The 25,381-nt window shown below is 70.2% G+C and carries 28 protein-coding genes and 1 tRNA gene; 13 read left to right on the top strand and 16 right to left on the bottom strand.

The window, feature by feature from the left end; all coding sequences use genetic code 11:
* Window positions 1–215: 215 nt before the first annotated feature.
* The 4 genes from nhaA (at window position 216) to DC008_RS36000 (ending at window position 3,472) form a co-directional block, all read left to right on the top strand.
* Window positions 216–1,655, top strand: coding sequence for a Na+/H+ antiporter NhaA (gene nhaA / locus DC008_RS19095; protein ID WP_108708015.1), 1,440 nt, complete (start codon window positions 216–218; stop codon window positions 1,653–1,655).
* A 77-nt stretch (window positions 1,656–1,732) separates the two neighbouring features.
* Window positions 1,733–2,230 (top strand): phage holin family protein, encoded by a 498-nt coding sequence (locus DC008_RS19090; protein WP_108708014.1) that lies wholly within the window; start codon window positions 1,733–1,735, stop codon window positions 2,228–2,230.
* On the top strand, window positions 2,227–3,162 hold the full coding sequence (locus tag DC008_RS19085) for an alpha/beta fold hydrolase (RefSeq protein ID WP_055625074.1): 936 nt from the start codon (window positions 2,227–2,229) through the stop codon (window positions 3,160–3,162). The genes DC008_RS19090 and DC008_RS19085 overlap by 4 nt, the downstream gene beginning before the upstream one ends.
* A gap of 127 nt (window positions 3,163–3,289) precedes the next feature.
* Window positions 3,290–3,472 (top strand): hypothetical protein, encoded by a 183-nt coding sequence (locus tag DC008_RS36000; RefSeq protein ID WP_079033903.1) that lies wholly within the window; start codon window positions 3,290–3,292, stop codon window positions 3,470–3,472.
* Window positions 3,473–3,494: 22 nt separating this feature from the next.
* On the opposite strand, the gene DC008_RS19075 is transcribed toward DC008_RS36000, so the two are convergent.
* The 3 genes from DC008_RS19075 to nth all read right to left on the bottom strand — a co-directional run bounded on the left by DC008_RS19075 (window position 3,495) and on the right by nth (window position 6,452).
* Window positions 3,495–4,694 (bottom strand): MarP family serine protease, encoded by a 1,200-nt coding sequence (locus DC008_RS19075; RefSeq protein ID WP_108708013.1) that lies wholly within the window; start codon window positions 4,692–4,694, stop codon window positions 3,495–3,497.
* 107 nt (window positions 4,695–4,801) lie between these two features.
* The gene (locus DC008_RS19070) at window positions 4,802–5,497 is read right to left on the bottom strand and encodes an NUDIX hydrolase (RefSeq protein WP_108710771.1); all 696 of its coding nucleotides are present in this window, start codon (window positions 5,495–5,497) and stop codon (window positions 4,802–4,804) included.
* A 67-nt stretch (window positions 5,498–5,564) separates the two neighbouring features.
* Window positions 5,565–6,452, bottom strand: a complete 888-nt coding sequence (nth, locus tag DC008_RS19065) for an endonuclease III (RefSeq protein WP_374207417.1) — start codon at window positions 6,450–6,452, stop codon at window positions 5,565–5,567.
* Between the two features lie 250 nt (window positions 6,453–6,702).
* Between nth and DC008_RS19060 the strand changes: the two genes are divergently transcribed.
* The 3 genes from DC008_RS19060 (at window position 6,703) to DC008_RS19050 (ending at window position 9,485) form a co-directional block, all read left to right on the top strand.
* Complete coding sequence (locus DC008_RS19060) at window positions 6,703–7,377, top strand: Crp/Fnr family transcriptional regulator (RefSeq protein WP_015658871.1); 675 nt, start codon at window positions 6,703–6,705, stop codon at window positions 7,375–7,377.
* Window positions 7,378–7,693: 316 nt separating this feature from the next.
* The gene (locus tag DC008_RS19055) at window positions 7,694–8,575 is read left to right on the top strand and encodes an NUDIX hydrolase (RefSeq protein WP_108708011.1); all 882 of its coding nucleotides are present in this window, start codon (window positions 7,694–7,696) and stop codon (window positions 8,573–8,575) included.
* Between the two features lie 64 nt (window positions 8,576–8,639).
* A complete protein-coding gene (locus DC008_RS19050; protein WP_108708010.1) occupies window positions 8,640–9,485 on the top strand; it encodes an MBL fold metallo-hydrolase in 846 nt (281 codons plus the stop codon).
* A 215-nt stretch (window positions 9,486–9,700) separates the two neighbouring features.
* Here the strand turns inward: DC008_RS19050 and DC008_RS19045 are convergent, their stop codons facing one another.
* Entirely contained in the window at window positions 9,701–10,168 is a 468-nt protein-coding gene (locus tag DC008_RS19045) for a RidA family protein (protein ID WP_108708009.1), read from the bottom strand.
* Window positions 10,165–10,326: a Sp36 family protein gene (gene sp36, locus DC008_RS19040; protein WP_003975360.1), complete on the bottom strand. Its 162-nt coding sequence runs from the start codon at window positions 10,324–10,326 to the stop codon at window positions 10,165–10,167. Before sp36 ends, DC008_RS19045 begins: the two co-directional genes overlap by 4 nt.
* 105 nt (window positions 10,327–10,431) lie before the next feature.
* Between sp36 and bagA the strand changes: the two genes are divergently transcribed.
* Together bagA and bagB are read left to right on the top strand one after the other, a co-directional pair.
* Window positions 10,432–11,412, top strand: coding sequence for an ATPase BagA (gene bagA, locus DC008_RS19035; RefSeq protein ID WP_108708008.1), 981 nt, complete (start codon window positions 10,432–10,434; stop codon window positions 11,410–11,412).
* A gap of 52 nt (window positions 11,413–11,464) precedes the next feature.
* Window positions 11,465–12,991, top strand: a complete 1,527-nt coding sequence (gene bagB, locus DC008_RS19030; protein ID WP_244221377.1) for an ATPase BagB — start codon at window positions 11,465–11,467, stop codon at window positions 12,989–12,991.
* 35 nt (window positions 12,992–13,026) lie between these two features.
* Here bagB and wblA read toward each other — a convergent pair whose 3' ends face one another.
* Window positions 13,027–13,365, bottom strand: coding sequence for a transcriptional regulator WblA (gene wblA, locus DC008_RS35615; protein WP_055625082.1), 339 nt, complete (start codon window positions 13,363–13,365; stop codon window positions 13,027–13,029).
* A 481-nt stretch (window positions 13,366–13,846) separates the two neighbouring features.
* Between wblA and DC008_RS19015 the strand changes: the two genes are divergently transcribed.
* Window positions 13,847–16,144, top strand: coding sequence for a transglycosylase domain-containing protein (locus DC008_RS19015; protein WP_108708007.1), 2,298 nt, complete (start codon window positions 13,847–13,849; stop codon window positions 16,142–16,144).
* Window positions 16,145–16,231: 87 nt separating this feature from the next.
* Here DC008_RS19015 and DC008_RS19010 read toward each other — a convergent pair whose 3' ends face one another.
* Entirely contained in the window at window positions 16,232–16,696 is a 465-nt protein-coding gene (locus tag DC008_RS19010; protein ID WP_055625084.1) for a GatB/YqeY domain-containing protein, read from the bottom strand.
* A gap of 141 nt (window positions 16,697–16,837) precedes the next feature.
* Here DC008_RS19010 and DC008_RS19005 point away from each other — a divergent pair, with 141 nt between their 5' ends.
* From DC008_RS19005 to DC008_RS18995, 3 genes are all read left to right on the top strand, one after another.
* Window positions 16,838–17,764 carry a metallophosphoesterase gene (locus DC008_RS19005; RefSeq protein ID WP_108708006.1) on the top strand — a complete coding sequence of 309 codons (927 nt, stop codon included), beginning with the start codon at window positions 16,838–16,840 and terminating at the stop codon, window positions 17,762–17,764.
* Between the two features lie 103 nt (window positions 17,765–17,867).
* On the top strand, window positions 17,868–18,686 hold the full coding sequence (locus DC008_RS19000) for a Pr6Pr family membrane protein (RefSeq protein WP_108708005.1): 819 nt from the start codon (window positions 17,868–17,870) through the stop codon (window positions 18,684–18,686).
* Window positions 18,687–18,719: 33 nt separating this feature from the next.
* Window positions 18,720–18,793, top strand: a tRNA-Pro gene (locus DC008_RS18995).
* 83 nt (window positions 18,794–18,876) lie between these two features.
* Here the strand turns inward: DC008_RS18995 and DC008_RS18990 are convergent.
* From DC008_RS18990 to DC008_RS18945, 9 genes are all read right to left on the bottom strand, one after another.
* Window positions 18,877–20,079, bottom strand: a complete 1,203-nt coding sequence (locus DC008_RS18990) for a tyrosine-type recombinase/integrase (protein ID WP_108708004.1) — start codon at window positions 20,077–20,079, stop codon at window positions 18,877–18,879.
* 74 nt (window positions 20,080–20,153) lie between these two features.
* The gene (locus DC008_RS18985) at window positions 20,154–20,363 is read right to left on the bottom strand and encodes a helix-turn-helix domain-containing protein (RefSeq protein ID WP_108708003.1); all 210 of its coding nucleotides are present in this window, start codon (window positions 20,361–20,363) and stop codon (window positions 20,154–20,156) included.
* A 224-nt stretch (window positions 20,364–20,587) separates the two neighbouring features.
* Window positions 20,588–21,739, bottom strand: coding sequence for a DUF3631 domain-containing protein (locus DC008_RS18980; protein ID WP_108708002.1), 1,152 nt, complete (start codon window positions 21,737–21,739; stop codon window positions 20,588–20,590).
* Window positions 21,740–22,148: 409 nt separating this feature from the next.
* The gene (locus tag DC008_RS18970; protein WP_108708000.1) at window positions 22,149–23,039 is read right to left on the bottom strand and encodes a bifunctional DNA primase/polymerase; all 891 of its coding nucleotides are present in this window, start codon (window positions 23,037–23,039) and stop codon (window positions 22,149–22,151) included.
* On the bottom strand, window positions 23,036–23,794 hold the full coding sequence (locus DC008_RS18965) for a DNA methylase (RefSeq protein WP_425276544.1): 759 nt from the start codon (window positions 23,792–23,794) through the stop codon (window positions 23,036–23,038). Before DC008_RS18965 ends, DC008_RS18970 begins: the two co-directional genes overlap by 4 nt.
* An 87-nt stretch (window positions 23,795–23,881) precedes the next feature.
* Complete coding sequence (locus DC008_RS18960) at window positions 23,882–24,112, bottom strand: hypothetical protein (RefSeq protein ID WP_108707999.1); 231 nt, start codon at window positions 24,110–24,112, stop codon at window positions 23,882–23,884.
* Window positions 24,109–24,723 (bottom strand): hypothetical protein, encoded by a 615-nt coding sequence (locus DC008_RS18955; RefSeq protein ID WP_108707998.1) that lies wholly within the window; start codon window positions 24,721–24,723, stop codon window positions 24,109–24,111. Before DC008_RS18955 ends, DC008_RS18960 begins: the two co-directional genes overlap by 4 nt.
* 17 nt (window positions 24,724–24,740) lie before the next feature.
* On the bottom strand, window positions 24,741–24,935 hold the full coding sequence (locus DC008_RS18950) for a hypothetical protein (protein ID WP_108707997.1): 195 nt from the start codon (window positions 24,933–24,935) through the stop codon (window positions 24,741–24,743).
* A 156-nt stretch (window positions 24,936–25,091) separates the two neighbouring features.
* Window positions 25,092–25,343, bottom strand: coding sequence for a hypothetical protein (locus tag DC008_RS18945; RefSeq protein ID WP_108707996.1), 252 nt, complete (start codon window positions 25,341–25,343; stop codon window positions 25,092–25,094).
* Between the last annotated feature and the right edge of the window lie 38 nt (window positions 25,344–25,381).

The raw sequence follows: 25,381 nt of genomic DNA, 5'->3' as shown, positions 1-25,381 counted from the left end.
CGCCCCACCGAAAGGCACCCGGCGACAGACACGCCGGGTGCCTTTCGCGTACGTACGACGCATCGGCCGTACACAGGACCGCCCCCCACGACAGGCCCCCACGTGCACAGCCCTGCACCCTTAGGTAGGCTAAACAAAGCGAAACTCGTTCATCGGTGCGCCGGGAAGTCTGGTCGGCATGTGCTCCGTCCTGCCCACCGACCGAAGGTAGTCCCGTGACCGCGTCCCCTCCCCCGCCCCCCGCCCGCAAGGCCTTCGGACGGCTCTCGCTCCCCGAGCGGAACTTCGTGGCGGAAGCGCTGCGCACCGAGACCGTCGGCGGAGTCCTGCTCCTCGTCGCCGCGATCGCCGCGCTGCTGTGGGCGAACCTCCCCGGACTGGGACACAGTTACGAGACTGTCGGCCACTTCCACCTCGGCCCTGAGGCCCTGGGCCTCAACCTCTCCATCGAGCACTGGGCGGCCGACGGCCTCCTCGCGATCTTCTTCTTCGTCGCCGGGATCGAGCTCAAGCGCGAACTGGTCGCAGGCGATCTGAAGGACCCGAGCAAGGCCGTCCTGCCGGTCGTCGCGGCGCTCTGCGGCATGGCGGTACCGGCGCTCGTGTACATACTCACCGTGGTCACCGGCGGCGGATCGACGGCGGGCTGGGCCGTACCGACGGCGACCGACATCGCGTTCGCGCTGGCCGTGCTCGCGGTCATCGGCACCTCACTGCCGAGCGCGCTCCGCGCCTTCCTGCTGACTCTCGCCGTGGTCGACGACCTCTTCGCGATCCTGATCATCGCGCTCTTCTTCACCGAGACCCTGAACTTCGCCGCGCTCGGCGGCGCCGTCGCGGGCCTGGTCGTCTTCTGGCTGCTGCTGCGCAAGGGCGTACGCGGCTGGTACGTGTACGTGCCGCTCGCCCTCGTCATCTGGGGGCTGATGTACAACAGCGGCGTCCACGCCACCATCGCTGGTGTCACGATGGGCCTGATGCTGCGCTGCTCCCGGCGCGAGGGCGAGGAGCACTCCCCAGGCGAGCACATCGAGCACCTCGTACGGCCGCTGTCGGCGGGCGTGGCCGTGCCGCTGTTCGCGCTGTTCAGCGCCGGGGTCGTGATCTCCGGGGGCGCGCTGCGCGATGTGTTCACCCAGCCGGAGACGCTCGGGGTGCTGCTCGGGCTGGTCGTCGGCAAGGCCGTGGGCATCTTCGGCGGCACCTGGCTGACGGCGCGCTTCACCCGGGCCTCGCTCAGCGACGACCTGGCGTGGGCGGACGTGTTCGCCGTGGCGACCCTCGCCGGGATCGGCTTCACCGTCTCCCTCCTGATCGACGAGCTCGCCTTCGCGGGCGACACCGCGCTCACCGACGAGGTCAAGGCGGCCGTCCTCCTCGGCTCGCTGATCGCGGCGCTCCTGGCGACCGTGCTGCTGAAGATACGGAACGCCAAGTACCGCCGGATGTGGGAGGAAGAGGAGCGCGACGAGGACGCCTCGGGGGTGCCGGACATCTACGAGCAGGACGACCCCGAGTACCACCTGCGCATGGCCGCCCTGCACGAACGCAAGGCCACCGAGCACCGCCGGCTCGCCGAGGAGAAGGCCGCGGCACGCCACGCGGTTGCCGAAGGGGCGGGCAGGGCAGGCGATGAGGGGCACCGTCGGGCATGATCTGACGGGACGGTACAAAAGACGGAACCGTACTCGGTCAGGCGGAAGACGGAACCGTGACTACGAGGGAGACCGCGATGAGCGCACCCGACGGCAGCCCGGTCGGCGCCGAACGCAGCATCGGCCAGCTGTTCGCCTCGGCGACGACCGAATTGTCGGCGCTGGTGCATGACGAGATCGCGCTGGCCAAGGCGCAGCTCAAGCAGGACGTGAAGCGCGGCGCGACGAGCGGCGGGGCGTTCTCGCTCGCCGGCGCGGTGCTGGTGTTCTCGCTGCCGATGCTGAACTTCGCGCTGGCGTACGGCATCAGGACCTGGAGCGACTGGAACCTGGCGATCTGCTTCCTGCTGTCCTTCGCCGCCAACGTCCTCGTCGCGGTCGTCCTCGCGCTGATCGGCGTCGTCTTCGCGAAGAAGGCCAAGAAGAGCAAGAGCCCGCAGAAGGTCGCGTCGTCGATGAAGGAGACGGCGGGCGTCCTGCAGAACGCCAAGCCGCACCCCCGTCCGGTTCCCGTGGCCGAGCTGGAGGACCGGGCACCCGCCGCCATCGAGGCTGTGGCACGCTCGTCGTCATGACGGATCCCGCCCCTTCGGCACCCACCGGTTCGGTCGTACGGCTCGACGGCCCCTGGACCCACCGGGACGTCGCGGCGAACGGCGCGCGTTTCCACATCGCCGAGATGGGCGACGGCCCCCTGGTCATGCTGCTGCACGGCTTCCCGCAGTTCTGGTGGGCGTGGCGGCACCAGCTCGTCGCGCTCGCCGACGCGGGCTTCCGCGCCGTCGCGATGGACCTGCGGGGCGTGGGCGGCAGCGACCGTACGCCGCGCGGCTACGACCCGGCCAACCTCGCCCTCGACATCACCGGCGTGGTCCGCTCGCTCGGCGAGCCCGACGCCGCCCTGGTCGGCCACGACCTGGGCGGATATCTGGCCTGGACGGCGGCCGTTATGCGTCCCAAGCTGGTGCGCCGGCTCGCGGTCGCGTCCATGCCGCACCCCCGGCGCTGGCGTTCGGCGATGCTCTCGGACGTGAAGCAGACCAGCGCGAGCTCCTACATCTGGGGCTTCCAGCGGCCGTGGATCCCCGAGCGGCAGCTGACCGCCGACGACGGCGCACTGGTCGGCCGGCTGATGCGCGACTGGTCGGGCCCGCGCCTGCCGGACGACGAGGCGGTGGAGACGTACCGCCAGGCGATCTGCATCCCGTCGACGGCGCACTGCTCGATCGAGCCGTACCGCTGGATGGTGCGCTCGCTGGCCCGGCCCGACGGCATCCAGTTCAACCGCCGGATGAAGCGCCCCGTCCGGGTGCCCACGCTCCATCTGCACGGCTCCCTCGACCCGGTGATGCGCACGCGCAGCGCGGCCGGTTCGGGCGAGTACGTCGAAGCCCCGTACCGCTGGCGCCTGTTCGACGGTCTCGGGCACTTCCCGCACGAGGAGGACCCGGTCGCCTTCTCCACCGAACTCATCAACTGGCTGAAGGATCCCGAGCCCGACCGGTGACCGGGCCGGCCCGCCCGCTATCCGGAACTGAACACCTGTTCTTCGAACAGCCAATTGCCTCCCGCATAGGCCAATTGGGGTCTCCCGGCGCGGTTATCGACCTTGGGGCGGGGGCAGACGTCGGGGTATGGGCTGGACGCACGACTACAGTGACGCGGCACGCAATCGGCGCTCGGCCGGCGGGCTGAGCTCCCACCAGCGAGGCAGCGCCCCGCAGATGCCGGTCGCGGATCCCCGGGTGGGGATTCCGCGCATCCTCCGCCGCCGGGCCCGCTGGGTCTCGGTACGCCTGCGCCACCCACGCGGCTGACCGACGCGCGAGGCCCCGGGCGTCACAACGCGCAGCTGTCGCTGTCCACCTGCTGGTCGGCGGCACGCCCCTTGGCGATGTCCTCCCGGATCTCGTCCGCGGTCAGCGCGTAGCCGGTGTCGGCGTCGTCGAGGGACTTGGCGAACACCACGCCGTACACCTTGCCTTCGGGCGTGAGCAGCGGGCCGCCGGAGTTGCCCTGACGCACGGTCGTGTACAGGGAGTAGACGTCACGGCTCACGGTGCCGCGGTGGTAGATGTCCGGTCCGTTCGCCGGCAGCCGCCCACGGACGCGCGCCGCCCGCACGTCGTACGCGCCGTTCTCCGGGAAGCCCGCGATGATCGCGCCGTCGCCGCTCTCGGCGTCGTCGGCCGTGAACTGCAGGGCGGGCGCGTCGAGCTTGGGCACGTCCAGGACGGCGATGTCGCGCTTCCAGTCGTAGAGGACGACCGTCGCGTCGTACCGCTTGCCCTCGCCGCCTATCTGGACGGTGGGTTCGTCGACGCCGCCGACGACATGGGCGTTGGTCATGACGCGGCGCTCGGCGAAGACGAAGCCGGTGCCCTCCAGCACCTTGCCGCAACTGGTCGCCGTACCCATGACCTTGACGATGGAGCGCTGGGCGCGGGTCGCCACGGGGCTCTTCGCGAGCGCCGGGTCGGGCGGCTGCACCTCGGTGATCGGCTCGTTGGAGAACGGGCTGAAGACCTGCGGGAAGCCGTTCTGCGCGAGGACGGAGGAGAAGTCCGCGAACCAGGTGTCGGCCTCGGCAGGGAGCGCCCGTGAGACCCCGAGGAGCACCTTGGAGCTGCGGACCTCCTTGCCGACGGTAGGCAGCGTCGTCCCGGCCAGAGCCGACCCGATCAGCCAGGCCACCAGAAGCATCGCCACCACGTTGACCAGGGCACCGCCGGTGGCGTCCAGCGCACGGGCCGGGGACCAGGTGATGTAGCGCCGCAGTTTGTTGCCCAGATGAGTGGTCAGAGCCTGCCCGATGGAAGCACAGACGATCACCACCACAACAGCGACAACGGCCGCAGTGGTACTCACCTCGGCGTTGTCAGTAAGGGCGTCCCAGATGACCGGAAGCAGGTACACGGCCACAAGACCGCCCCCGAGGAAGCCGATCACCGACAGGATGCCGACGACGAAGCCCTGGCGATAACCCACGATCGCGAACCAGACAGCGGCGACCAGCAACAGGATGTCCAGCACGTTCACCGGTTCTTGCCTCGCCTCATCACTCTTCGCTCACCAGGTCAGCCATGGACCCGGCGGCATTTCGGACACGAGGCCCCCCGGGACGGCACAGCACCGCAGACACCCTGTCATGACCGCCAGTCGAGCGGGACCTGCTTCCCCCGGTCCCAGGGCCGCTCCCAGCCGGAGAAATGGAGCAGCCGGTCGATGACACCGGCCGTGAAGCCCCAGACGAGTGCCGATTCGACCAGAAATGCCGGACCTCGATGACCGCTGGGGTGGACAGTGGTGGCACGGTTGTCCGGATTCGTGAGATCCGCCACGGGGACGGTGAAGACCCGGGCGGTCTCGTTCGGATCGACGACGCCGACCGGACTCGGCCGACGCCACCAGCCCAGCACCGGGGTGACGACGAACCCACTGACCGGGATGTACAGCCGGGGCAGCACTCCGAAGAGCTGCACGCCCGCCGGGTCGAGCCCGGTCTCCTCCTCGGCCTCCCGCAGGGCGGCCCGCAACGGCCCGTCGACCGCCGGATCGCCGTCCTCGGGATCAAGGGCACCACCAGGAAACGACGGCTGCCCGGCATGCGACCTCAACGAGCTGGCCCGCTCCATGAGCAACAGCTCAGGCCCGCGCTCGCCCTCCCCGAAAAGAATGAGGACGGCCGACTGCCGCCCGGCCCCGTCCTCGGGCGGCAGGAAGCGGCTCAGCTGCAACGGCTCGACGGTGTCGACGACCCGCGCCACCGGCTCCAGCCAGTCGGGCAGCCCGTCCTTGCTGAGCACCACCGGGCCGCCCTGCGTACCGCTCACCCGCGCCATCGCCACCCCCGTCGTCCTGCCAGCTTCAACGCGGGACGCCCTCCAGATCGTTCCGCCGTGCAACGACTCACGCGGCCCCCAACGGCGGGGCCGGCTTGCCCCCCGCGTCCAGATAGGACTGCGGCGGCTTCAGACGCTGCCCGGGGAAGCCACCCTTCTCGTACTTCAGCAGCTTCCGCGCCTTCTCGGGATCCGTCTCACCTTCACCGTAGGCAGGACACAACGGGGCGATGGGACATGCACCACAAGCAGGCTTCCGCGCATGACAAATACGCCGCCCGTGCCAGATCACATGGTGCGAAAGATCGGTCCACTCCCTCTTCGGGAACAGCGCCCCGACCTCCGCCTCGATCTTGTCCGGGTCGGTCTGCTCGGTCCACTGCCACCGCCGGACCAGCCGCTGAAAATGAGTGTCGACAGTGATCCCAGGCCGCCCGAAGGCATTACCCAACACCACAAAAGCCGTCTTCCGCCCCACACCCGGTAGCTTGACCAGCTCCTCCAACCGCCCGGGGACCTCCCCGCCGTAGTCCTCCACGAGCGCCTTGGACAGCCCCATCACCGACCGGGTCTTGGCCCGGAAGAACCCGCAGGGCCGCAGGATCTCCTCGACCTCCTCCGGATTGGCGGCGGCCAGATCCTCAGGCCCCGGATACTTCGCGAACAGAGCAGGCGTCGTCTGGTTCACCCGCAGATCAGTGGTCTGAGCACTCAGAACAGTCGCGACCAGCAGCTGGAACGGATTCTCGAAGTCCAGCTCGGGATGGGCGTACGGATACACCTCGGCAAGCTCCCGATTGATCCGCCGAGCCCGCCGCACCAGGGCGGTCCGCGACTGCCCCACGGCAAGCTTCGACGCGGCGGCCTCGCCCGGCGCCTTTTCAGCCGCCCGCGCCGCCCTCTTGCCCCCACCGGGACCCTGTTCGCCCACAGCGGAATCACGACGATCAACCACCCGCCCAGCCCCCTTGGCCTGTGCTCTCACCGGCGATTTGGACACTCGGCCAGCCTAAAGCCCGGCACCGACATCCGCCCTGGACCGCGAAGATCGGCCCCCAATTGGCCCCCTGCCGCTTACCCCAGGACATGTGTGCGGCATCCTTGTGACAGATCACACTGTTTGGACCGTCCGGCAAAATGGGGAACACGGTCCCCTGGCACGCGGGGGAATCGACCCCCTGAGCAGGTCGACAAGGAGAGAACTCGTGGACGACGTTCTGCGGCGCAATCCGCTCTTCGCGGCTCTCGACGACGAGCAGTCCGCGGAACTGCGCGCCTCCATGAGTGAGGTGACGCTCGCACGGGGCGACTCCCTCTTCCATGAGGGCGACCCGGGCGACCGGCTCTACGTCGTCACCGAGGGCAAGGTCAAGCTTCACCGCACGTCCCCCGACGGCCGCGAGAACATGCTCGCCGTCGTCGGCCCCGGAGAGCTCATCGGCGAGCTCTCCCTGTTCGACCCGGGCCCGCGCACTGCCACGGCCACCGCGCTGACCGAGGTCAAGCTGCTGGGCCTCGGCCACGGCGACCTCCAGCCCTGGCTGAACGCCCGCCCCGAGGTGGCCACCGCGCTCCTGCGCGCCGTCGCCCGCCGCCTCCGGCGCACCAACGACGCGATGTCCGACCTCGTCTTCTCGGACGTCCCCGGCCGCGTGGCCCGCGCCCTGCTCGACCTCAGCCGCCGCTTCGGCGTGCAGTCCGAGGAGGGCATCCACGTCGTCCACGACCTCACGCAAGAAGAGCTGGCCCAGCTGGTCGGCGCCTCGCGCGAGACGGTCAACAAGGCCCTGGCCGACTTCGCCCAGCGCGGCTGGCTCCGCCTGGAGGCCCGCGCGGTGATCCTCCTCGACGTAGAACGCCTGGCCAAGCGCTCGCGCTGAACAGCCGCACACCGGGGTCCCGCCTTCCACCGAGGGCGGGACCCCGCTGCGTGCGCCGCACCCGCGTACGGCGGGCGGTGAGGGGCCGGCCCGGGGGGTGTCCGACCGAGCGGCCGACATCGACGTACGCCCACTGGCAAGCGCACCGAGCCGCCGGACCGAGGACGGACACCCCCCGGCACGTCCCCGCCCCCGAAGGACACCGCGGGCGCCAGGCGCACCCCCACGGCCCGCACGGGCCGCCGCAGGCACAAACCCGCACCTCACCCCCCAGGCCCCCTCGAACATCCGCGCGCCAAGAGATAGCCTCGCGCCCATGGCAAACGGGCAGTGGTACCCACCGGAGTGGCCGGACCGCATCCGCGCGCTGGCGGAAGGAAGCCTCACCCCGGTGGCCCCGCGGCGCGCGGCGACGGTGATGCTGCTCAAGGACCACGACGCAGCCACCACACCCGGCCCCCTGGTCCACATGCTCCGCCGCCGCACCTCGATGGCCTTCGCCGGCGGCGCCTACGCCTACCCCGGCGGCGGCGTGGACCCCCGCGACGAGCACGAGATCCGCTGGGCGGGCCCCACGCGCGCGTGGTGGTCGTCCCGCCTCGGCGTCGAGGAGGCCACGGCCCAGGCGATCGTCTGCGCGGCGGTCCGCGAGACCTACGAGGAGGCGGGCGTCCTGCTCGCCGGCCCCACCGAGGACACCGTCGTAGGCGACACCACGGGCGACGACTGGGAGGCCGACCGCGCAGCCCTGGTCGCCCGCGACCTGTCGTTCGCCGAGTTCCTGGACCGCCGCGGCCTCGTCCTCCGCTCCGACCTCCTCGGCGCCTGGACCCGCTGGATCACCCCCGAGTTCGAGCCCCGCCGCTACGACACGTGGTTCTTCGTCGCCTCACTCCCCGAGGGCCAACGCACCCGCAACGCCTCCACGGAGGCAGACCGCACCGTCTGGATCCACCCCTCCGAAGCCGCGGCGGCGTACGACAAGGGCGAGCTCCTGATGATGCCGCCCACGATCGCGACCCTCCGCCAGCTGACCCCGTACGCCACAGCCACAGAGGCCCTCGCCGCCGCCCAGGACCGCGACCTCACCCCCGTCCTCGCACAGGCGACCCTCGTAAACGACGAGATCGTCCTCGCCTGGCCCGGCCACGACGAGTTCACGAAGCACATCCCGACCGCCGGCGAAGCCCCCGCATGACCGCCCCGGCACCCGCCCCCGCACAGCCGCCAGCCCCCACACCCGCCCCGGAAGGCCGCACCGCATGACGGACGCCGCAACCCTCCCCGGCCAGCCACGGGACACGGTCGTCTCCGGCCCGGCCACCGCCCGCGCCGTCAACGTCCTGGCCCCCAACGCGTCACCGATGACCTTGGACGGCACGAACACCTGGATCGTCGCCGAACCGGACTCCGACCTCGCCGTAGTGATCGACCCGGGCCCCCAGGACGAGGCCCACCTGCGCAACGTGATGGCGACAGCAGAACGCGCGGGCAAGCGCATCGCCCTGACCCTGCTCACGCACGGCCACCCGGACCACGCCGAGGGCGCCCTGAGGTTCGCGGAACTGACCGGCACGCACGTGCGTGCCCTCGATCCGGCGCTGCGCCTGGGCGACGAGGGCCTGGCCGCCGGGGACGTGGTCACCGTGGGCGGCCTGGAACTGCGAGTGGTCCCGACGCCGGGCCACACCGCCGACTCGCTGTGCTTCCACCTGCCCGCCGACCAGGCGGTCCTGACCGGCGACACGATCCTCGGCCGGGGGACGACCGTCGTGGCCCACCCCGACGGCCGCCTGGGCGACTACCTGGACTCCCTGAGGCGCCTGAGGTCCCTCACGGTCGACGACGGAGTCCGCACCGTGCTCCCGGGCCACGGCCCGGTGCTGGAGGACGCGCAGGGAGCGGTCGAGTTCTACCTGGCCCACCGCGCCCACCGTCTGGCCCAGGTCGAGACGGCCGTGGAGAACGGCTACCGCTCACCGTCCGACGTCGTGGCGCACGTGTACGCGGACGTGGACCGCTCACTGTGGCCGGCGGCGGAACTGTCGGTCCGCGCGCAGCTGGACTACCTGGAGGAACACGGCATCATCGAGCGCCCGTCCCTCTGAAAACCGGCCCGTAGGGACAAACCTGCCCGAACCACGGAGGCTCGTCCCCACAAACCCCAGCGCCCCGCAGGACTCGGCCGTGTCCGCAAAGTCCCGCCTGCCGTTCGACGCCCGGCACTCCCCCAAGCTCTTCGAGCAGGGGGTACCCCCAGAGCACGCACCGGACGCCGCTCGGCACGCCCTACGGGCGGACGACGCGACTTTACGGACACGACCTAAGCCCCGCTCAGCTCCACCTGCACCTCGACCTCCACAGGCGCGTCCAGCGGAAGCACAGCGACCCCCACCGCACTGCGCGCGTGGACGCCCTTCTCACCCAGCACCTCGGCGAACAGCTCGCTCGCGCCGTTGATGACACCCGGCTGCCCGGTGAAGTCCGAGGCGGAGGCGACGAAGCCCACGACCTTCACGACACGCGCGATGCGGTCGAGGTCACCCGCGACCGACTTCACGGCGGCGAGCGCGTTCAGGGCGCAGACACGCGCGAGGTCCTTGGCCTCCTCGGCGGTGACCTCGGCACCCACCTTGCCGGTCACCGGAAGCTTGCCGTCCACCATCGGCAGCTGCCCGGCGGTGTACACGTACACGCCGGACTGCACGGCAGGCTGGTAGGCGGCCAGCGGAGGAACGACCTCCGGCAGCGTCAGGCCCAGCTCGGCGAGCTTCTCCTCGACCGCGCTCATGCCTGCTTCTCCCGCTTCAGGTAGGCGACGAGCTGCTCCGGGTTGTTCGGCCCGGGCACGACCTGGACGAGCTCCCAGCCGTCCTCGCCCCAGGTGTCCAGAATCTGCTTCGTGGCGTGGACGAGCAGAGGCACGGTTGCGTATTCCCACTTGGTCATGCGGCCGACTTTATCCGCTGCCCCGGCCGACCCGGACGGCCGACCGCGTCACGTTGTCCACAGGCTGTCGCGTAGTCGGCGCAACGACTGGTTAGGCTCGAAGACGTGAGCAGGCTCCAGGTCGTCAGCGGTAAGGGCGGGACCGGAAAGACCACGGTCGCCGCCGCACTCGCGCTCGCCCTCGCGACGGAGGGGAAGCGGGCGCTTCTCGTCGAGGTCGAGGGCAGGCAGGGCATCGCCCAGCTCTTCGAGACGGAGGCGCTGCCCTACGAGGAACGGAAGATCGCCGTCGCGCCCGGGGGCGGGGAGGTGTTCGCCCTGGCCATCGACCCCGAACTGGCCCTTCTGGACTACCTCCAGATGTTCTACAAGATGGGCGGCGCCGGCCGGGCCCTGAAGAAGCTCGGCGCCATCGACTTCGCCACCACCATCGCCCCGGGGCTCAGGGACGTCCTGCTGACCGGCAAGGCCTGCGAGGCCGTGCGCCGCAAGGACAAGGCAGGCCGCTTCGTCTACGACTACGTGATCATGGACGCGCCGCCCACCGGCCGCATCACCCGCTTCCTGAACGTCAACGACGAGGTGGCGGGGCTGGCCCGGATAGGGCCGATACACAATCAGGCGCAGGCGGTGATGCGGGTCCTGAAATCCCCGGAGACAGCCGTGCACCTGGTGACGCTGCTGGAGGAGATGCCCGTCCAGGAGACCGCGGACGGCATCGCCGAACTGCGGGCGGCGCGGCTGCCGGTGGGCCGGATCATCGTGAACATGGTGCGCCCCGAGGTGTTGGACGCGACCGATCTGGAACTCGTCCGCAGCGTCCCGCGCGCCGCCTTGGCCAAGTCGCTGTCCGCGGCGGGGCTGGGCGGGGCGCGCCGGGGCGGGCGGGCCGAGCGGTTGGTCGACCCGCTGCTGGGCCAGGCCGCGGAGTACGCCGAGCGGCACGCGCTGGAGCACGAGCAGCGCGGGGTCCTGACCGACCTGGGCCTGCCGGTGCACGAACTGCCCCTGCTGGCCGAGGGCATGGATCTGGCGGGCCTGTACGCCCTGGCGCGCGAGCTGCGGGAACAGGACCTGTCGTGGTGACCCGCCGCAGGTCAGGGGCGTGGGCCCTGGAAGCAGGGGATGAGGGGATGTCATGACTGGTCCGAAGCCCGCGGAGAAGAACCTGGCGGCGAAAAGCGAGGCAAGAACGCAAAGCCGAACACCCGCACAGGCGCACCCACAGGCCCAGGACGCCCCCCGCCGCCCCCACCTCTCCCCCTCCCGCATCCTCGACCTGGACCCCCTGCTCGACGACCCGTCGACCCGGATCATCGTGTGCTGCGGCTCCGGCGGCGTAGGCAAGACCACCACGGCGGCGGCACTGGGGCTGCGGGCGGCCGAGCGCGGCCGGAAGGTCGTCGTCCTGACCATCGACCCGGCGCGCCGCCTCGCCCAGTCCATGGGCATCGACTCGCTGGACAACACCCCGCGCCGCGTGAAGGGCGTGGAGGATCACTCAGCGGCATCGCGTAGCGATTCGGTTGAGGGTGGTGGCGGGCGACGGGCGGGCGGCGAGCTGCACGCCATGATGCTCGACATGAAGCGCACCTTCGACGAGATCGTCGAGGCGCACGCGGACCCGGAGCGCGCGGCCGCCATCCTGGGCAACCCCTTCTACCAGTCGCTCTCGGCGGGCTTCGCGGGCACGCAGGAGTACATGGCGATGGAGAAGCTGGGCCAGCTGCGGTCCAGGGACGAGTGGGACCTCATCGTCGTGGACACCCCGCCGTCCCGCTCCGCGCTGGACTTCCTGGACGCGCCCAAGCGGCTCGGCTCGTTCCTGGACGGCAAGCTGATCCGGGTCCTGCTGGCCCCGGCGAAGGTCGGCGGGCGCGCCGGCATGAAGTTCCTGAACGTCGGTATGTCGATGATGACCGGCGCCCTCGGCAAGCTTCTCGGCGGACAACTGCTGAAGGACGTCCAGACGTTCGTGGCGGCGATGGACTCGATGTTCGGTGGCTTCCGTACGCGCGCGGACGCCACGTACAAGCTGCTCCAGGCGCCCGGTACGGCGTTCCTGGTGGTGGCGGCGCCGGAGCGGGACGCGCTGCGGGAGGCGGCGTACTTCGTGGAGCGGCTGGCCGCGGAGGACATGCCGCTCGCCGGACTGGTGCTCAACCGGGTCCACGGCAGCGGCGCCGACCGTCTGTCGGCCGAGCGGGCGCTCGCCGCCGCGGAAAATCTTGAAGAGCCCCGCATTGTGGATCAGGAGCACGGGAAAGCTGGTCTTCGTAACTCCCCCGACACGTACGACAGTTCAGACCCGGCCGCTCCCGAGGCACCAGCTCCCGACGCAGGCTCCCCCGCCGCCACGGACATGGAGCGCATCGCGGCCCCTGACGAGCCCGAGACCGGCGCTCCGCATGTGGAGCGGTCCGTCGACCAACTCACGGCCGGCCTGCTGAGACTGCACGCCGACCGTATGCAACTGCTCTCCCGCGAGCAGCGTACGCGCGACCGTTTCGCCGCGCTGCACCCCGAGGTCGCGGTGGCCGAGGTGGCCGCGCTGCCCGGCGACGTCCACGACCTGGCCGGGCTGCGGGACATCGGGAACCGGCTCGCGGCCAACCGGCCGGAGCTGCCGGACCCCGAGCCACCCACCACGGCGCCCGAGGCCTGACCCACCCTTGAGGCCGCGTTCAGGGCCCCGATCCGTCAGCCGACGGCCGCGTAGTCCTCGTACACCTCGTCGTCGTCGAGGGGCAGCAGCCCCGCTCCCCGTTCGTACTCCGTGCGCGCCGTCTCCAGCAGCCGGCGCCACGACGTGACGGTGGGCCGCCGACGCAGCAGTGCGCGGCGCTCTCGCTCCGTCATGCCTCCCCACACGCCGAACTCGACGCGGTTGTCGAGCGCGTCCGCCAGGCACTCCGTGCGCACCGGGCAGCCGGTGCACACCGCCTTGGCCCTGTTCTGCGCTGCTCCCTGAACGAACAGTTCATCCGGATCGGTAGTGCGGCAGGCCGCCTGCGCACTCCAGTCGACTACCCAGCCCATACCGGCGCCGTCCTCTCCCGAATCGAGGCTCCCCCACGGCGGCAGCGGCATATTCACCGCCGCCAGTTGAGGACGTTACGGAAGGTGGGCACAGCGCAACACCCCCAGCGGGCCCAATCTTGAATGGTCCGAACGGACTATGGGTAAGCGGCAGATCACCCGGGGGAGTGAGCTGGCGACATGCGCGACCTTCCCGGCAAAGCGGGACAGTTGGCTTGCGTCACAACGGGCGCCGTATGACACACGAGGCGGATTCGGACACGCGCCCACCAGAAAAAGTGGGGAACCTCCGGAACGATTCGGGGTCGCCGGACGTATTGATACGTGGCCGCACTGCTGTGACAGTTGAGAGCAGCTTAGGCCAAGGCCTGTGCGCCTGTCCGGCGAATGGGAAGGCACCGTGGCCCGCGTCACCCCGCCATGCCATGACCTGGCACGGTCGGCTCTCGGTTCGCTCATCTCTACGGTTTAGGCTTCCCCCATGCCAAAGAAGCGCTCGGGCGGTGGTCTGTCGGCAACGCAGCAGGCCGCGAAGTTCCTCGGTGTCAGTGTGCTCGCAGGAGCCGTGCTGGCGGGCATCGCGCTGCCCGCCGTCGGCGCGCTGGGGCTCGCGGCCAAGGGGTCGGTCGAGAGCTTCGACGAGCTCCCCGCCAATCTGAAGACCCCGCCGCTGAGCCAGCGCACCACGATCCTGGACGCCGAGGGCGGCATGATCGCCTCCGTCTACTCGCGCGACCGTACGGTGCTGGACCTCAAGGACATCTCGCCGTACATGCAGAAGGCGATCGTCGCGATCGAGGACGCCCGCTTCTACCAGCACGGCGCGGTCGACCTGAAGGGCATCCTGCGCGCGCTCAACAAGAACGCGCAGAGCGGCGGCGTCTCCGAGGGCGCCTCGACGCTCACCCAGCAGTACGTGAAGAACGTCTTCGTGGAGGAGGCCGGCGACGACCCGACCAAGGTCGCGCAGGCCACCCAGCAGACCCTCGGCCGCAAGATCAAGGAGCTGAAGTTCGCGATCCAGGTCGAGGAGGAGCTCGGCAAGAAGAAGATCCTCGAGAACTACCTGAACATCACGTTCTTCGGCCAGCAGGCGTACGGCGTCGAGGCCGCCGCCCAGCGCTACTTCTCCAAGTCCGCCAAGGACCTGAAGCTGCAGGAGGCCGCGCTGCTCGCCGGCATCGTGCAGTCGCCGAGCCGGTACGACCCGATCAACGACGAGGCCGAGGCGACGAAGCGGCGCAATGTCGTCCTGCAGCGCATGGCCGACCTCGGTGACGTCTCGCAGCAGGAGGCCGACGCGGCGAAGAAGGCCCCGCTGGGCCTGAAGGTCCACCGGCCGGAGAACGGCTGCATCACCGCCGTCAAGGGCGCCAGTTTCTTCTGCGAGTACGTCAAGCACGTCTTCCTCAACGATCCGGTCTTCGGGAAGAACCGCGAGGCCCGCGCCAAGATCTGGAACCGCGGCGGTCTGACGATCAAGACGAGCATGGACCCGAAGGCCCAGAAGTCGGTCCAGGCCTCGCTCAAGCAGCACGTCTACAAGTCGGACAAGGTCGCCGCGGCGGCCACCCTCGTCGAGCCCGGCACCGGCAAGGTCCTCGCCATGGGCCAGTCGAAGCCGTACGGCTCCGGCAAGAACCAGACCGAGCTGAACTACTCGGTGGACGCGGCGTACGGCGGCTCCAACTTCGGCTTCCCGACCGGTTCGACGTTCAAGCCGTTCGTGGCCGCGGCCGCGCTGGAGGAGGGCCGGCCGCCGACGCAGGAGTACTCGTCGCCGTACCAGATGCAGTACCCGAGCCCGGTCCAGACGTGCGACAGCAAGCCGTGGACCAATCTGCGCGGCGAGAAGCTGGAGAACGAGAGCGAGTCGGAGCACGGCCCGTACCGCCTGCGCAAGGCGATGGAGCTGTCGGTCAACACGTACTTCGTGCAGATGATCGCCGACATCGGCCTGTGCCCGGTCGTGAACATGACCGACCACCTCCAGGTCCGCCAGGGCAACGGCGACAAGCTCCCCGAGCGGCCCGCCATCGCCCTCGGCTCCGTCGGTCTCTCCCCGCTGACCATGGCGAGCGCGTACGCCGCCTTCGCCTCGCGCGGCATGTACTGCACGCCGGTCGCCATCGAGGCGATCACGCAGCGGGTCGGCGACCAGCAGAAGTCGCTGGAGGTGCCGAAGTCGACGTGCTCGCGGGCGATGTCCGAGAAGACCGCCGACACCGTCAACAGCCTGCTGCAGGGCGTGGTCGACTCCGGCACCGGCAAGGAGGCCGGCCTCACGTCCCGGGACAGCGCCGGCAAGACCGGTACGACGGACGAGCGGCGCAACGCCTGGTTCGTGGGCTACACCCCGAACCTGTCGGGCGCGGTCTGGGTCGGCAGCGCCACCCAGAAGGTCAAGATGCGGAACATCTACATCGGCGGCCAGTACCACGACCTCGTCTACGGCGGCCGGGTCCCGGGCCCGATCTGGCGGGACGCCATGGCGGGCGCGCTGGAGGGCAAGCCGGCCGAGCAGTTCCACACCGTGCACATCCCGGACGAGGACGAGGACCGGGACAAGGGCCGCGGCGACGACGATGACGACGACCAGGGGCGCGGCGACGACAACGGCAACGGCGACGGCTTCATCGGCGGTCTGGTCGGCGGGGCCAACGGCGGCGGCGCCGCCAACGGTGGCACGGGCGGCCCCGAGCCCGACCCGTCCTTCTCCATCCCGGAGGGCTTCTGGCGGGGCCAGTCGAACGGGAACGGCGCGGGTGGGCCTGGCTGACGCCCGTTGATCAGGCGATGACGAGGGGCCCGGCACATATGCCGGGCCCCTCGTCGTATCGGCCTCTGGCCGGCGCCTCTGCGCCCCTCAGCCGGCGAGAAGCTTCTTCACCGCGGCGGCGACCCGGCCGCCCTCGGCCTGACCGGCCACCTTCGGGTTCACGATCTTCATGACCGCGCCCATGGCCCGCGGGCCCTCGGCGCCGGCGGCCTTGGCCTCCTCGACGGCCTGCGCCACGATCTGGTTCAGCTCGTCGTCGCTGAGCTGCTTGGGCAGGTAGGCGGCGAGGACCTCGCCCTCCGCCTTCTCCCGCTCGGCCTGCTCGGCACGCCCGCCCTGCGCGAACGCCTCGGCGGCCTCCCGGCGCTTCTTCGCCTCGCGGGTGATCACCTTCTGCACCTCGTCGTCGGAGAGCTCGCGCTTCGTCTTGCCCGCGACCTCCTCCTTGGTGATCGCGGCGAGCGTCAGCCGGAGCGTCGAGGAGCGGAGCTCGTCGCGCTCCTTGATCGCGGCGTTGAGGTCTTCCTGCAGCTTCGACTTGAGCGTGGTCATGTGTCCGATTGTCGCAGGTGCGGGGACCGGAACGCCCGCTTATTTAAAGGGACCTGCGCCAGGAGGCCGTACCGGAGGCGGAGGCGGCCGCTCAGGGACCGCCGGGCGCGGGGCACTTCCCCGGTCTGACACGATGGTCGTATGCGCGCGCGATACGGAGTACCCCTTGGCATCACGGCGGTCGGCGCCGCCGGTCTGCTCTACTCGGCCGGCTTCGAGGCCCGTTCCTTCCGACTGCGACGGGTGACGGTCCCCGTCCTCCCGGCCGGCATGCGCCCGCTGCGCGTGCTCCAGGTCTCCGACATCCACATGGTCGGCGGCCAGCGCAAGAAGCAGCGCTGGCTGCGCTCCCTGGCCGGGCTGCGCCCCGACTTCGTGATCAACACGGGCGACAACCTGTCCGACCCGGAGGGTGTGCCGGAAGTCCTGGACGCGCTGGGTCCGCTGATGGAGTTCCCGGGCGCGTATGTGTTCGGCTCCAACGACTACTACGGCCCCAAGCTGCGCAACCCGGCCCGCTACCTGCTGGAGAAGGCGCAGGGCCGCCACGGCCTGAACGGCAACCCGCCCGCGGTCGACGCGATCCACAACCCGTGGGAGGACCTGCGCGAGGGCTTCGACGCGGCGGGCTGGCTGAACCTGACGAACACGCGCGGGACCCTCAAGGTCGAGGGCGTGTCCGTGGAGCTGACCGGGCTCGACGACCCGCACATCAAACGGGACCGCTACGAGCAGGTGGCGGGCGGCCCGTCCGGCGCGGCGGACTTCGCGATGGGCGTGGTGCACGCGCCCTACCTGCGCGTACTGGACTCCTACACGGCCGACGGCTACCCGCTGATCCTGGCCGGCCACACCCACGGCGGCCAGCTGTGCATCCCCTTCTACGGCGCCCTGGTCACCAACTGCGACCTGGACACGGACCGCGTGAAGGGCCTGTCCACCCACACGGCGGACGGCCACACGTCCTACCTCCATGTCTCGGCGGGCTGTGGCGCGAACCGCTACACCCCGTTCCGCTTCGCGTGCCCTCCGGAGGCGACGCTGCTGACGCTGGTGGGTCGGGAGTAGGGCTGTAGGGCGGGGCCTCAGGTGCTGCGGCAGGACCGGGCGGGGTAACCCACCCGGCCCACCCATATCGCCCATTTCACCCATGCTCCCTAGCGTGAGGTGCATGAGCGCCCCGATACCCCCGATACCCAGGGACATCCCGGATCTGCCCGCGATACCGGGCGTGCCCATACTGATGCCGTCCCACGTCCCCGCCACGGCGGTGGCCACCCCGGCCCGCCGCCGCCCGACGGCCGCCTTCCGCCTCCTGACCGCCCTAACGGCTACAGCAGCCGTAGCAATCGAACTGACCCTGGGCAGCCCCCTGCGCACCCTGAGCCACTTCGCCATCCAGAGCAACATCCTCCTGGCCCTGGTGTTCGCCGCGTCGGCCCGCCTGGCGTGGACGGCCCGCCGCCCGCTCCCCTCGTCCCTGACCGGGGCGACCCTGCTCTACGCCCTGATCACAGGCCTGACCTACCACCTGCTCCTGGCGAACGACTCGAGCCCCTTCGCCCTCCCCGGCGTCCTCACGGGCTCCGCGGCCGACCCGACGGGCTGGCACGCGGTCACGACCCAGATCCTGCACACGGTGACACCGCTGGCGGCCCTGCTGGACTGGCTCCTCCTGACACCCTCACGCGACCTGCACCTGCGCCAGGCGGCGCCCTGGCTGCTCTACCCGGTGGCCTACCTGGGCTTCGTCCTGACCCGAGGCGAGTTCCTGGTCCCCGCCGAGCCGGCCCGCTACCTGTACCCCTTCCTCGACGTCGCCGACCACGGCCTCAAGAGCGTCCTGGGCAACGCGCTGCTCCTGGGCCTCGGCATGTACGCCCTGGCGCTCCTCCTGGTGACCCTGGACCACATCCGCCCGAACCCGCTGCGCGGCCGCGTCCACCACCGCTCACAAACCGGATTTCGTCTCCAGCCACCGGTGGGCTAAAGTAAACGACGTCGCCGCGACAAGCAGCGACATCGGGGTGTAGCGCAGCTTGGCAGCGCGCTTCGTTCGGGACGAAGAGGTCGTGGGTTCAAATCCCGCCACCCCGACGCTGGTCAGAGGCCAGGTAGTGCATTTACTACCTGGCCTCTGTCGTGCCCGGGGGGCCAAACAGGGGGCCAAACAAAGTTGATCAGGCCACCACGTCGCTCTTTTCCTGCTCCTCCGCCGCCTCCCCTTCCTGATCATCGGCGAAGATGTCATCCATTGCTTCGGCACCCTTCGTGATCACAGGCCGGAGCTGCTTCCGGTAGACCGCCTCGGTCGTCGCCTGGCTGCTGTGACCAACCAGAAGAGCGATCGTCTCCAGCGGGATGCCATGGTCAGAGAGCAGCGACACGAAGCTGTGTCGGAGCTCCCGCGGCGTCCACTCCGGCTTCAGGCCGGCCTTTCGCACGATGGCTTTGAAGTCGCGCCGGACGTTGGCCGCGTCGAGCGGCTCACCGGTCCTGGTGGTGAAGACACGGCCCGTCCGGCTCCACTCCATCCCCCTCGATGCCCTCTCCTGCTGCTGCCATCGCAGGTGCTCTTCGAGGACATCGACCACCTGCTTCGGCAGAGCGATGGTCCGTCGGCTCTTCTTGGTCTTCGTTTCGCCGTGCTTGCGCACCGAGCGCCACACCGCGACGTGCGGCGGGATGCCGTCGTTCGTCTCAAGAAAGACATGGTCCCAGGTAAGGGGGCGCGCCTCCTCCGTACGGACACCGCTGAGAAGTGACAGGACCAGGTACGCGTACAGCCGCGAGCCTCGCGCGGCGGCGAGCACGGCTTTGGCCTGCTCCAGGTTCAGTGCCTTGCTCGGCCGGCCGGGGCGCCCCTCCGGGGCGGTGACGAGCAGCGCGACGTTCCGTGCCGCCTTGTCCCGGCGCTGGGCGTGCGCGATGGAGCGGCGCAGGATGGCGAGCAGGTCGCGCAAGCTTCGCGTGGCTAGTACTTCGGCCCTGTCGTCCAACCAGTCGTCAACGTCGTCCGCGCTGAGATCCTTCAGCTTGGCCTTGCCGAGCAGGGGAATCAGGTGCTTGTTCGCCATGCTGCGGTTCTTGCTGAGGGTCTGCTCGTCGCGTCCCTTCAAGCCACGCTCCAACCAGTCGTTCACGGCGTCGGCCACGGTGTAGTTCACCGGTGACTTGACGCCGGTCTGTACCTCCTTCTTCAAGTCCCGGATCTTCTGCCGTACTTCGGTCTTCGTCTTGCCGTAGACCTTCGGGCGGCGGCGCTTGCCGTTCGGGGCGTAGCCCAAGGAAACGGCCCCGACGTACCGCTTCTTGGCTGCGTCCCAATAGATGGTGTCTTCGCCATGACCGGCCCTGGTGGCGCGCTTCGGGGTTTCGCTCATGCTGCGTTGTGCCTCCAAGAATGCAGGGCCGCGCCCTGAAGGACGCGGCCCTGGAGAACGGGGTGTTGAGGTACTCAGGCGTTGACTTCCGCCTCGCGCTTGAGGAGTTCGACGTACTGCGCGATGTACTCCGGCGGCACAAGTCGGCGACGGCCGATGCGGACGGTCTGAAGTCGTCCGAGGCGTATCTCCTCGTAGACCATCGAGCGTCCGATGCGGAGAGCTTTGGCCGCTTCCTCGGGTCGGTAGAGGAGCTGTTCGGCTGGTGCGGCAACGGTGCTCATGCTGCGGTGCCTCCTCGGCAGGGTTCCGGGGGCTGTGGCCCCCTTCCTGTCAGGTCCGCTACTTCCGCTACCTCCGCTACCGTCCTGGTCAAAGGCATGATCCAGGTAGCGGATGGAGACAGCGGTAGCGGATGGAGCCGCTACCGGCCCCGGAACCGTGGCCGGGGCGGGTAGCGGGTGGGGCGACGCGGTAGCGGATGCGGAGTACCGATCCGCTACCGCTTCTAGGGCTCTGACCTGCCCGGTAGCGCCGGTAGCGGAAGTAGCGGACTTTCCGCGGGGGGCGGGCAGTAGCGCTGCCACGCGTCGTGCAGATCGGTCGCGTAGTAGCCCTTCATGACGCTCCCGCCGGTCTTGATGTTGCGGGCCGCAATCGGGGTGTTGTCCGCGGTCATGTACTCCCGCAGCATCCTCGACAGCCCGCGCGCGTCGAGCGGCTTGCCGCTCATGTCTGCCCACGGCGCCTCTTCGAGGCCGTGCAGCCTGTCGAGGATGGCGACGGTGGGCAGACGGTCGATGCCGTTGAACACGTAGTCGCGGAGGTCCGTGAGCAGACGGATTCCGATGCTGCCCTTGTCGCTGGTCTTGGCTGCGTTCACCAGCTCGATGCAGGCGGCGCGAGCCCGCGCCGGCCATGTGCCGCCAGCGGCGTCCGCGATGGCGAGCAGGGGTTCCCACACGTCCGCGGGCCGGTCGGTGATGCCCTCCGGGAGCTCCGGGAACACCCCGTCGACCTGGTCGCGGACGGACTGGGCCCAGGTGGAAAGCCGCTCGCGCAGCGCGTGCCCCTCCTTCTCGTGGATGCGCTGCCGGAACGGCTCCACCTGCTCGTTCGGGGCGCGGCGCCGCATGCGGACGATGACCGAGCGCGTGAGGATCGTGTCCGGCAGCGAGCCGAGCCCGGCGACCGCGACGGCGCAGAACGACGGGAACTCCTGTACCTGCTGATTGGAGCCGTCGCCCACGCAGCGCCACATGACGCCGGAGCGACGGTGTCCGGCGTTCAGGAAGCCTCGGAGCTGTTCGTTCTCTCCGGCCTTGGGACCGAAGACGGTGTCGATCTCGTCGAACAGGATCGTGGGCCTTCCCTCCATTCCCGACACCGCGCGGAAGAGCGCGGAGGCGGAGGCGTTGACCGCGACCATCGGTTGCGGCACGAGGGTTTCCACGATTTCCAGGGCACGGGACTTTCCGGAGCCCGGCTCCGGCGACAGGAACGCGAGCCGCGGGGTGGAGTCGAAGCAGTCGAGCAGGTGCGCGTGCGCGTCCCACAGCGTCACAGCGACGTACGCGGCGTCGAGGGGGAAGATGTTGAAGCGGCGGTGGAACGCTTCCACCTCGTCGAGCAGGACCGCGCCGTTCGTGGTGGAAGTCATGCGAGGGTCCTCCCTTCCTTTACAGGGGCGGTGCGGTGAGGGCAGACGCCGACGCATACGCGTTTGGTGAGTTCGGTGACGGCGGCGCGGCCACGGGCTCGTTCGTGGTGCCCGCAGGAGCACAGCCAGTCGGCCACCGGTACGCCGGTCGTGCGGATCTGGAGACCCGGCACGATGCCGGTCGCGGTGACCGGGTGCGGGTCAGAACGAAGAGCAGAAGGGACGCCCTGCCGGGCGGCGCCTTTCGGCTCGCCCACGGCCGGAGTGGTCGTGGCGTGTCCGGCGGCGCCCGGACCGGTCGGGGCTCCGGGAAGGCTCTTCAGTAGGGGGCGAGAGGGGCAGGCCGTGCCGTCGTCCGCCGGCCGTTCTGCGGAGTGGACCAACCTCAGTGAGGGGCGGTTGCGGGTACTCACGCTGCCCTCCGCTGCTGGTTGCGGGCAATCGACCAGTTCAGCCCGCTGCGGATGGTGGCCATGCAGGACCGCGGGGACAGACCGGCCTGCTCCCCCGCCAACTGAAGAGCCTCCTCAACCTGCTCCCTGGGGAGGTCGCCCCACGCGACGAACCGCCCCAGGGCTCGCGCCGCCCGGAGCAACGTGGCGTTGCGCTCGCCCTCCGGCGCCTGCCGTACGGACGCCGTTTCGGCGTTCAGGCCCGCTGCGGCGTACTTGGACGCTCGAACAGCCGACGGTGCAGCCGTTAGTGCCCGCGCGGCGTGACGACCCGTCAGATGGGCGCTGAGCCATTCAGGCAGAGGGGCAGGCGGAATGTCGTTGAGGAGCGCGTAGGTGCCCGCACGGGTGATGCTGCCGGGGGCGACCACGTAACCGCCCCACGCCCGGGTGTCGATGCGCTTGCCGAGCCGGCCGGCGGTGTTGCCAAGTCGCAAGTCGGCCGGAGCGGTGAAGTACAGGTGGGCCCCACCGCTCGCGGTCCGCACCGTGCGGGTCGTAGGCACGGCCTGTCCGGCGCGCTCGCAGAGCGCCGCAAAGGTCGTCACGCCGCTAGGCGTGTCCGTGCTGCTCTTCCGCTTGGGCATGTCGAGGTCGACCACGACCAGCCGGGACGGGCCGGTCGCAATGCCGACGTTGAACGGCAGCTCTCCCCACGCCCGACGGATGCGGTCCGGGTCGATGGTCGCGCGCTCCTCCCACTTGCGGTGTCCGCCGGCGCAGTCCCCGATGCCGGGGCAGACGTCCTCACCGTGCAGGGCGGGGCGCTTGTCGCCGGGGCGGAGCGGGAGGACGGCCCAGCCGCGCTCCGCTGCGTCGAGCGCGGCGTAGAGGAGGTGGCGGTTCATGCCGCCACCTCCAGCGTGCCCGAGGCGAGGAACGCACGCCCGATCCACTCCGTGTAGGCGGGTGGGATGGCCTCCGTCAGTTCCTCGCGGACGTCCGTCCACGTGATGTCCATCGCCGCCTGAAGCTCAGGAACCGACGGCTTGCCCCCGCCGTTGCCGTACGCGGCCACGTACGGGCCGTCGTAGAAACGGCCGTGCCGGTATCCGCGCACTCGACCCCGGTGGGGGACGTGCGCTCGCTGCTCGGTGCCCCATCCGCCCAACTCGAAGTTGCGGTGACGGATCACACCCAGACCGAACATCTCGCCGCACAGAGCCAGGTCTTTGCGGATTTTCGCGCGACCGTTGGGCTGCTCGATCACGTACGGCAGCCCCGTCGCGTCGAGCAGGTCCCGCACGGGCGCGACCAGGTCGACGTGGGTGCGGCCCCACCCTCGGGAGGTGTTGGTGCCCACGGTCAACGCGCACCCGTGCTGGCACGGCGGCGAGGCGTGCACGAACGCGTACCGCTCGATCTCGCCGGTCGCGATCAGGGCGGCGAGGTACGTGAGCGCGTCGCCGCGGTGGTAGGCGAAGGGGTAGTTCGGGCGGGCGACGATGTCGCAGCCGTCCACGGCGAACCCGGCCCGGTGGTAGCCCATGGCGGCGCCGCCAGCGCACGAGAAGAGATCCAGCAGGCGCAGGCGGGGACGACCGCGCCTCCTTTCAGTGGCATGGGCCGGACGGCCCTCGCCGAATGCACGACGTTGGGTCATGCTTGAGGTCTCCTGTTCTCTATGGAGGGACTGGAGAACCGGGGCGGGCGCAGGCTTGTGGTGAGACGGCGCCCGCCTCGGGCGTAGCTACTGGTGGGTGGTGCGGAGCGCGTAGTGGCGCTGGTGGCTCGGGCCGTGCTCGGTGAGCAGGCCCTGCCGGGCGAGCGACTTCAGGTCGCCCCTAGCCGTGGCGCGCTTCGGCGCGATGCCGAGCCGGGCGTAGAGGCGCATCACGCTGCCGGTCGTGATCGGGCCGTGCGGGTTGCGGTGCGCCTCGGAGAGCAGGGCGTCCGTGCGTCGGGTCTGGTTGCCGGTCACCAGCCACGTTCCTTGCTGATCTCGGCACCAGGCAGCGCGGGCAGACCCGTGCTCTCGATGCTCTTCGGATCGAAGCCGGGCAGCGCGGCGCGGGCTGTGAGCGCGGCGGCGAGCTGTTCGGCGTAGGCGGCGCCGGTGCGGGCCACCTCGATCTGGGTCGTGGCGCGCAGCGTCTCGACACGCTCGATGTGGGCACGCTCCTCGCGCCGCTCGCTCACGTGCCGCTCGTACGTGAGCGTGTCGCGGCGGTCGCGGCGCCAGTACCGGGCGGCGAGCCCGTAGGCGCCCGCGGTGGCCACGGACCACAGCAGCAGCGGCAGGGACATCCCGTCCGCGTATCCGGCCACGCCCGCGAAGGCGAGCGCGCCGGATGCGGCGAAGGCCGTCCCGGCGATGACGGAGTCACCCGCCCGTCCGACGCTCGCGCACGCGCCGGCCGCCGCGGCCCCCAGGGACAGCGTGGTCATCAGCACGGCGTTGCCGACGGAGTGTTCGGCGCCGTTGCCGTTCCAGATCCGGGCGAGCGCGAGCACGGTCGTGGTGGCGAGCGCGGGCGCGGCCTTGGGCGCGACGATGGCGAGCCAGTGCCGCGCGACGATTGGTTCGTTCATAGTCGTGGTCTCCTTTCTCACTTGCCGAGGTCGCTGAGGGCGGTGGCGAACGCCTGCACCAGGTCGTTGATGGGCCCATAGGCGCCGGTACCGGCGGTGAAGAAGCCGAACAGGAACAGCGCGAGGGCGGCGCCACCTCCGGCAGCCTTGGTCTTGAGGACGAAGGCGGAGGCGGCGCCGAACAGCAGCACGGCGGACATGTTGAGGATCACGGCAGAGAACTCGCTTTCGGGCGAGGTGGACGGATGGATACGCTCTGCGCGCCCCGGGTGCTGGCAAGTTCGGGGCGACAGACCGGCGACCGTGCCCGCCTGGCTCCAGCTAGGAGCGGGGCCCGTCTCATGACGGGCGGTCGCCGGTCGCCTGTCTCAGGAAGCGCCCGCGCGGTAGATGCGCGCCCAGCGGTTGTAGAACCACCGGCCGATGCGGATGCGCTTGCCGGTGGCGTTGCAGCGGCGGCAGTCCTTGCCGCGCTTCATGCGGCCCTTGCGGTCCGTCTTCATCTCGAAGCCCCAGCCGCGGCACTTGCGGCAGTTGCCGAACGGCGAGGCGGTGCACACGGCGACGTAACACAGAGTCACGCCGAACAGAAGGGTGATAGCGAGCAGGGCAAGGGTCATGAGAGGCCCTCCAAGGCGGTTTCCAGGGGTTTCCGCAG

This window comes from Streptomyces nigra (genome assembly GCF_003074055.1).
Taxonomy (GTDB): domain Bacteria; phylum Actinomycetota; class Actinomycetes; order Streptomycetales; family Streptomycetaceae; genus Streptomyces; species Streptomyces nigra.
This window is presented reverse-complemented; position numbering and strand designations above follow the sequence as displayed.

Bases quoted from the DNA above. Each gene is read 5' to 3' on its own strand.
- DC008_RS19090 (WP_108708014.1), top strand. From the start codon at position 1,733: ATGAGCGCACCCGACGGCAGCCCGGTCGGCGCCGAACGCAGCATCGGC.
- DC008_RS19085 (WP_055625074.1), top strand. From the start codon at position 2,227: ATGACGGATCCCGCCCCTTCGGCACCCACCGGTTCGGTCGTACGGCTC.
- DC008_RS36000 (WP_079033903.1), top strand. From the start codon at position 3,290: ATGGGCTGGACGCACGACTACAGTGACGCGGCACGCAATCGGCGCTCG.
- DC008_RS19070 (WP_108710771.1), bottom strand. From the start codon at position 5,497: ATGGCGCGGGTGAGCGGTACGCAGGGCGGCCCGGTGGTGCTCAGCAAG.
- DC008_RS19055 (WP_108708011.1), top strand. From the start codon at position 7,694: ATGGCAAACGGGCAGTGGTACCCACCGGAGTGGCCGGACCGCATCCGC.
- DC008_RS19050 (WP_108708010.1), top strand. From the start codon at position 8,640: ATGACGGACGCCGCAACCCTCCCCGGCCAGCCACGGGACACGGTCGTC.
- DC008_RS19045 (WP_108708009.1), bottom strand. From the start codon at position 10,168: ATGAGCGCGGTCGAGGAGAAGCTCGCCGAGCTGGGCCTGACGCTGCCG.
- sp36 (WP_003975360.1), bottom strand. From the start codon at position 10,326: ATGACCAAGTGGGAATACGCAACCGTGCCTCTGCTCGTCCACGCCACG.
- bagB (WP_244221377.1), top strand. From the start codon at position 11,465: ATGACTGGTCCGAAGCCCGCGGAGAAGAACCTGGCGGCGAAAAGCGAG.
- wblA (WP_055625082.1), bottom strand. From the start codon at position 13,365: ATGGGCTGGGTAGTCGACTGGAGTGCGCAGGCGGCCTGCCGCACTACC.
- DC008_RS19015 (WP_108708007.1), top strand. From the start codon at position 13,847: ATGCCAAAGAAGCGCTCGGGCGGTGGTCTGTCGGCAACGCAGCAGGCC.
- DC008_RS19010 (WP_055625084.1), bottom strand. From the start codon at position 16,696: ATGACCACGCTCAAGTCGAAGCTGCAGGAAGACCTCAACGCCGCGATC.
- DC008_RS19005 (WP_108708006.1), top strand. From the start codon at position 16,838: ATGCGCGCGCGATACGGAGTACCCCTTGGCATCACGGCGGTCGGCGCC.
- DC008_RS19000 (WP_108708005.1), top strand. From the start codon at position 17,868: ATGAGCGCCCCGATACCCCCGATACCCAGGGACATCCCGGATCTGCCC.
- DC008_RS18990 (WP_108708004.1), bottom strand. From the start codon at position 20,079: ATGAGCGAAACCCCGAAGCGCGCCACCAGGGCCGGTCATGGCGAAGAC.
- DC008_RS18985 (WP_108708003.1), bottom strand. From the start codon at position 20,363: ATGAGCACCGTTGCCGCACCAGCCGAACAGCTCCTCTACCGACCCGAG.
- DC008_RS18980 (WP_108708002.1), bottom strand. From the start codon at position 21,739: ATGACTTCCACCACGAACGGCGCGGTCCTGCTCGACGAGGTGGAAGCG.
- DC008_RS18970 (WP_108708000.1), bottom strand. From the start codon at position 23,039: ATGAACCGCCACCTCCTCTACGCCGCGCTCGACGCAGCGGAGCGCGGC.
- DC008_RS18965 (WP_425276544.1), bottom strand. From the start codon at position 23,794: ATGACCCAACGTCGTGCATTCGGCGAGGGCCGTCCGGCCCATGCCACT.
- DC008_RS18955 (WP_108707998.1), bottom strand. From the start codon at position 24,723: ATGAACGAACCAATCGTCGCGCGGCACTGGCTCGCCATCGTCGCGCCC.
- DC008_RS18945 (WP_108707996.1), bottom strand. From the start codon at position 25,343: ATGACCCTTGCCCTGCTCGCTATCACCCTTCTGTTCGGCGTGACTCTG.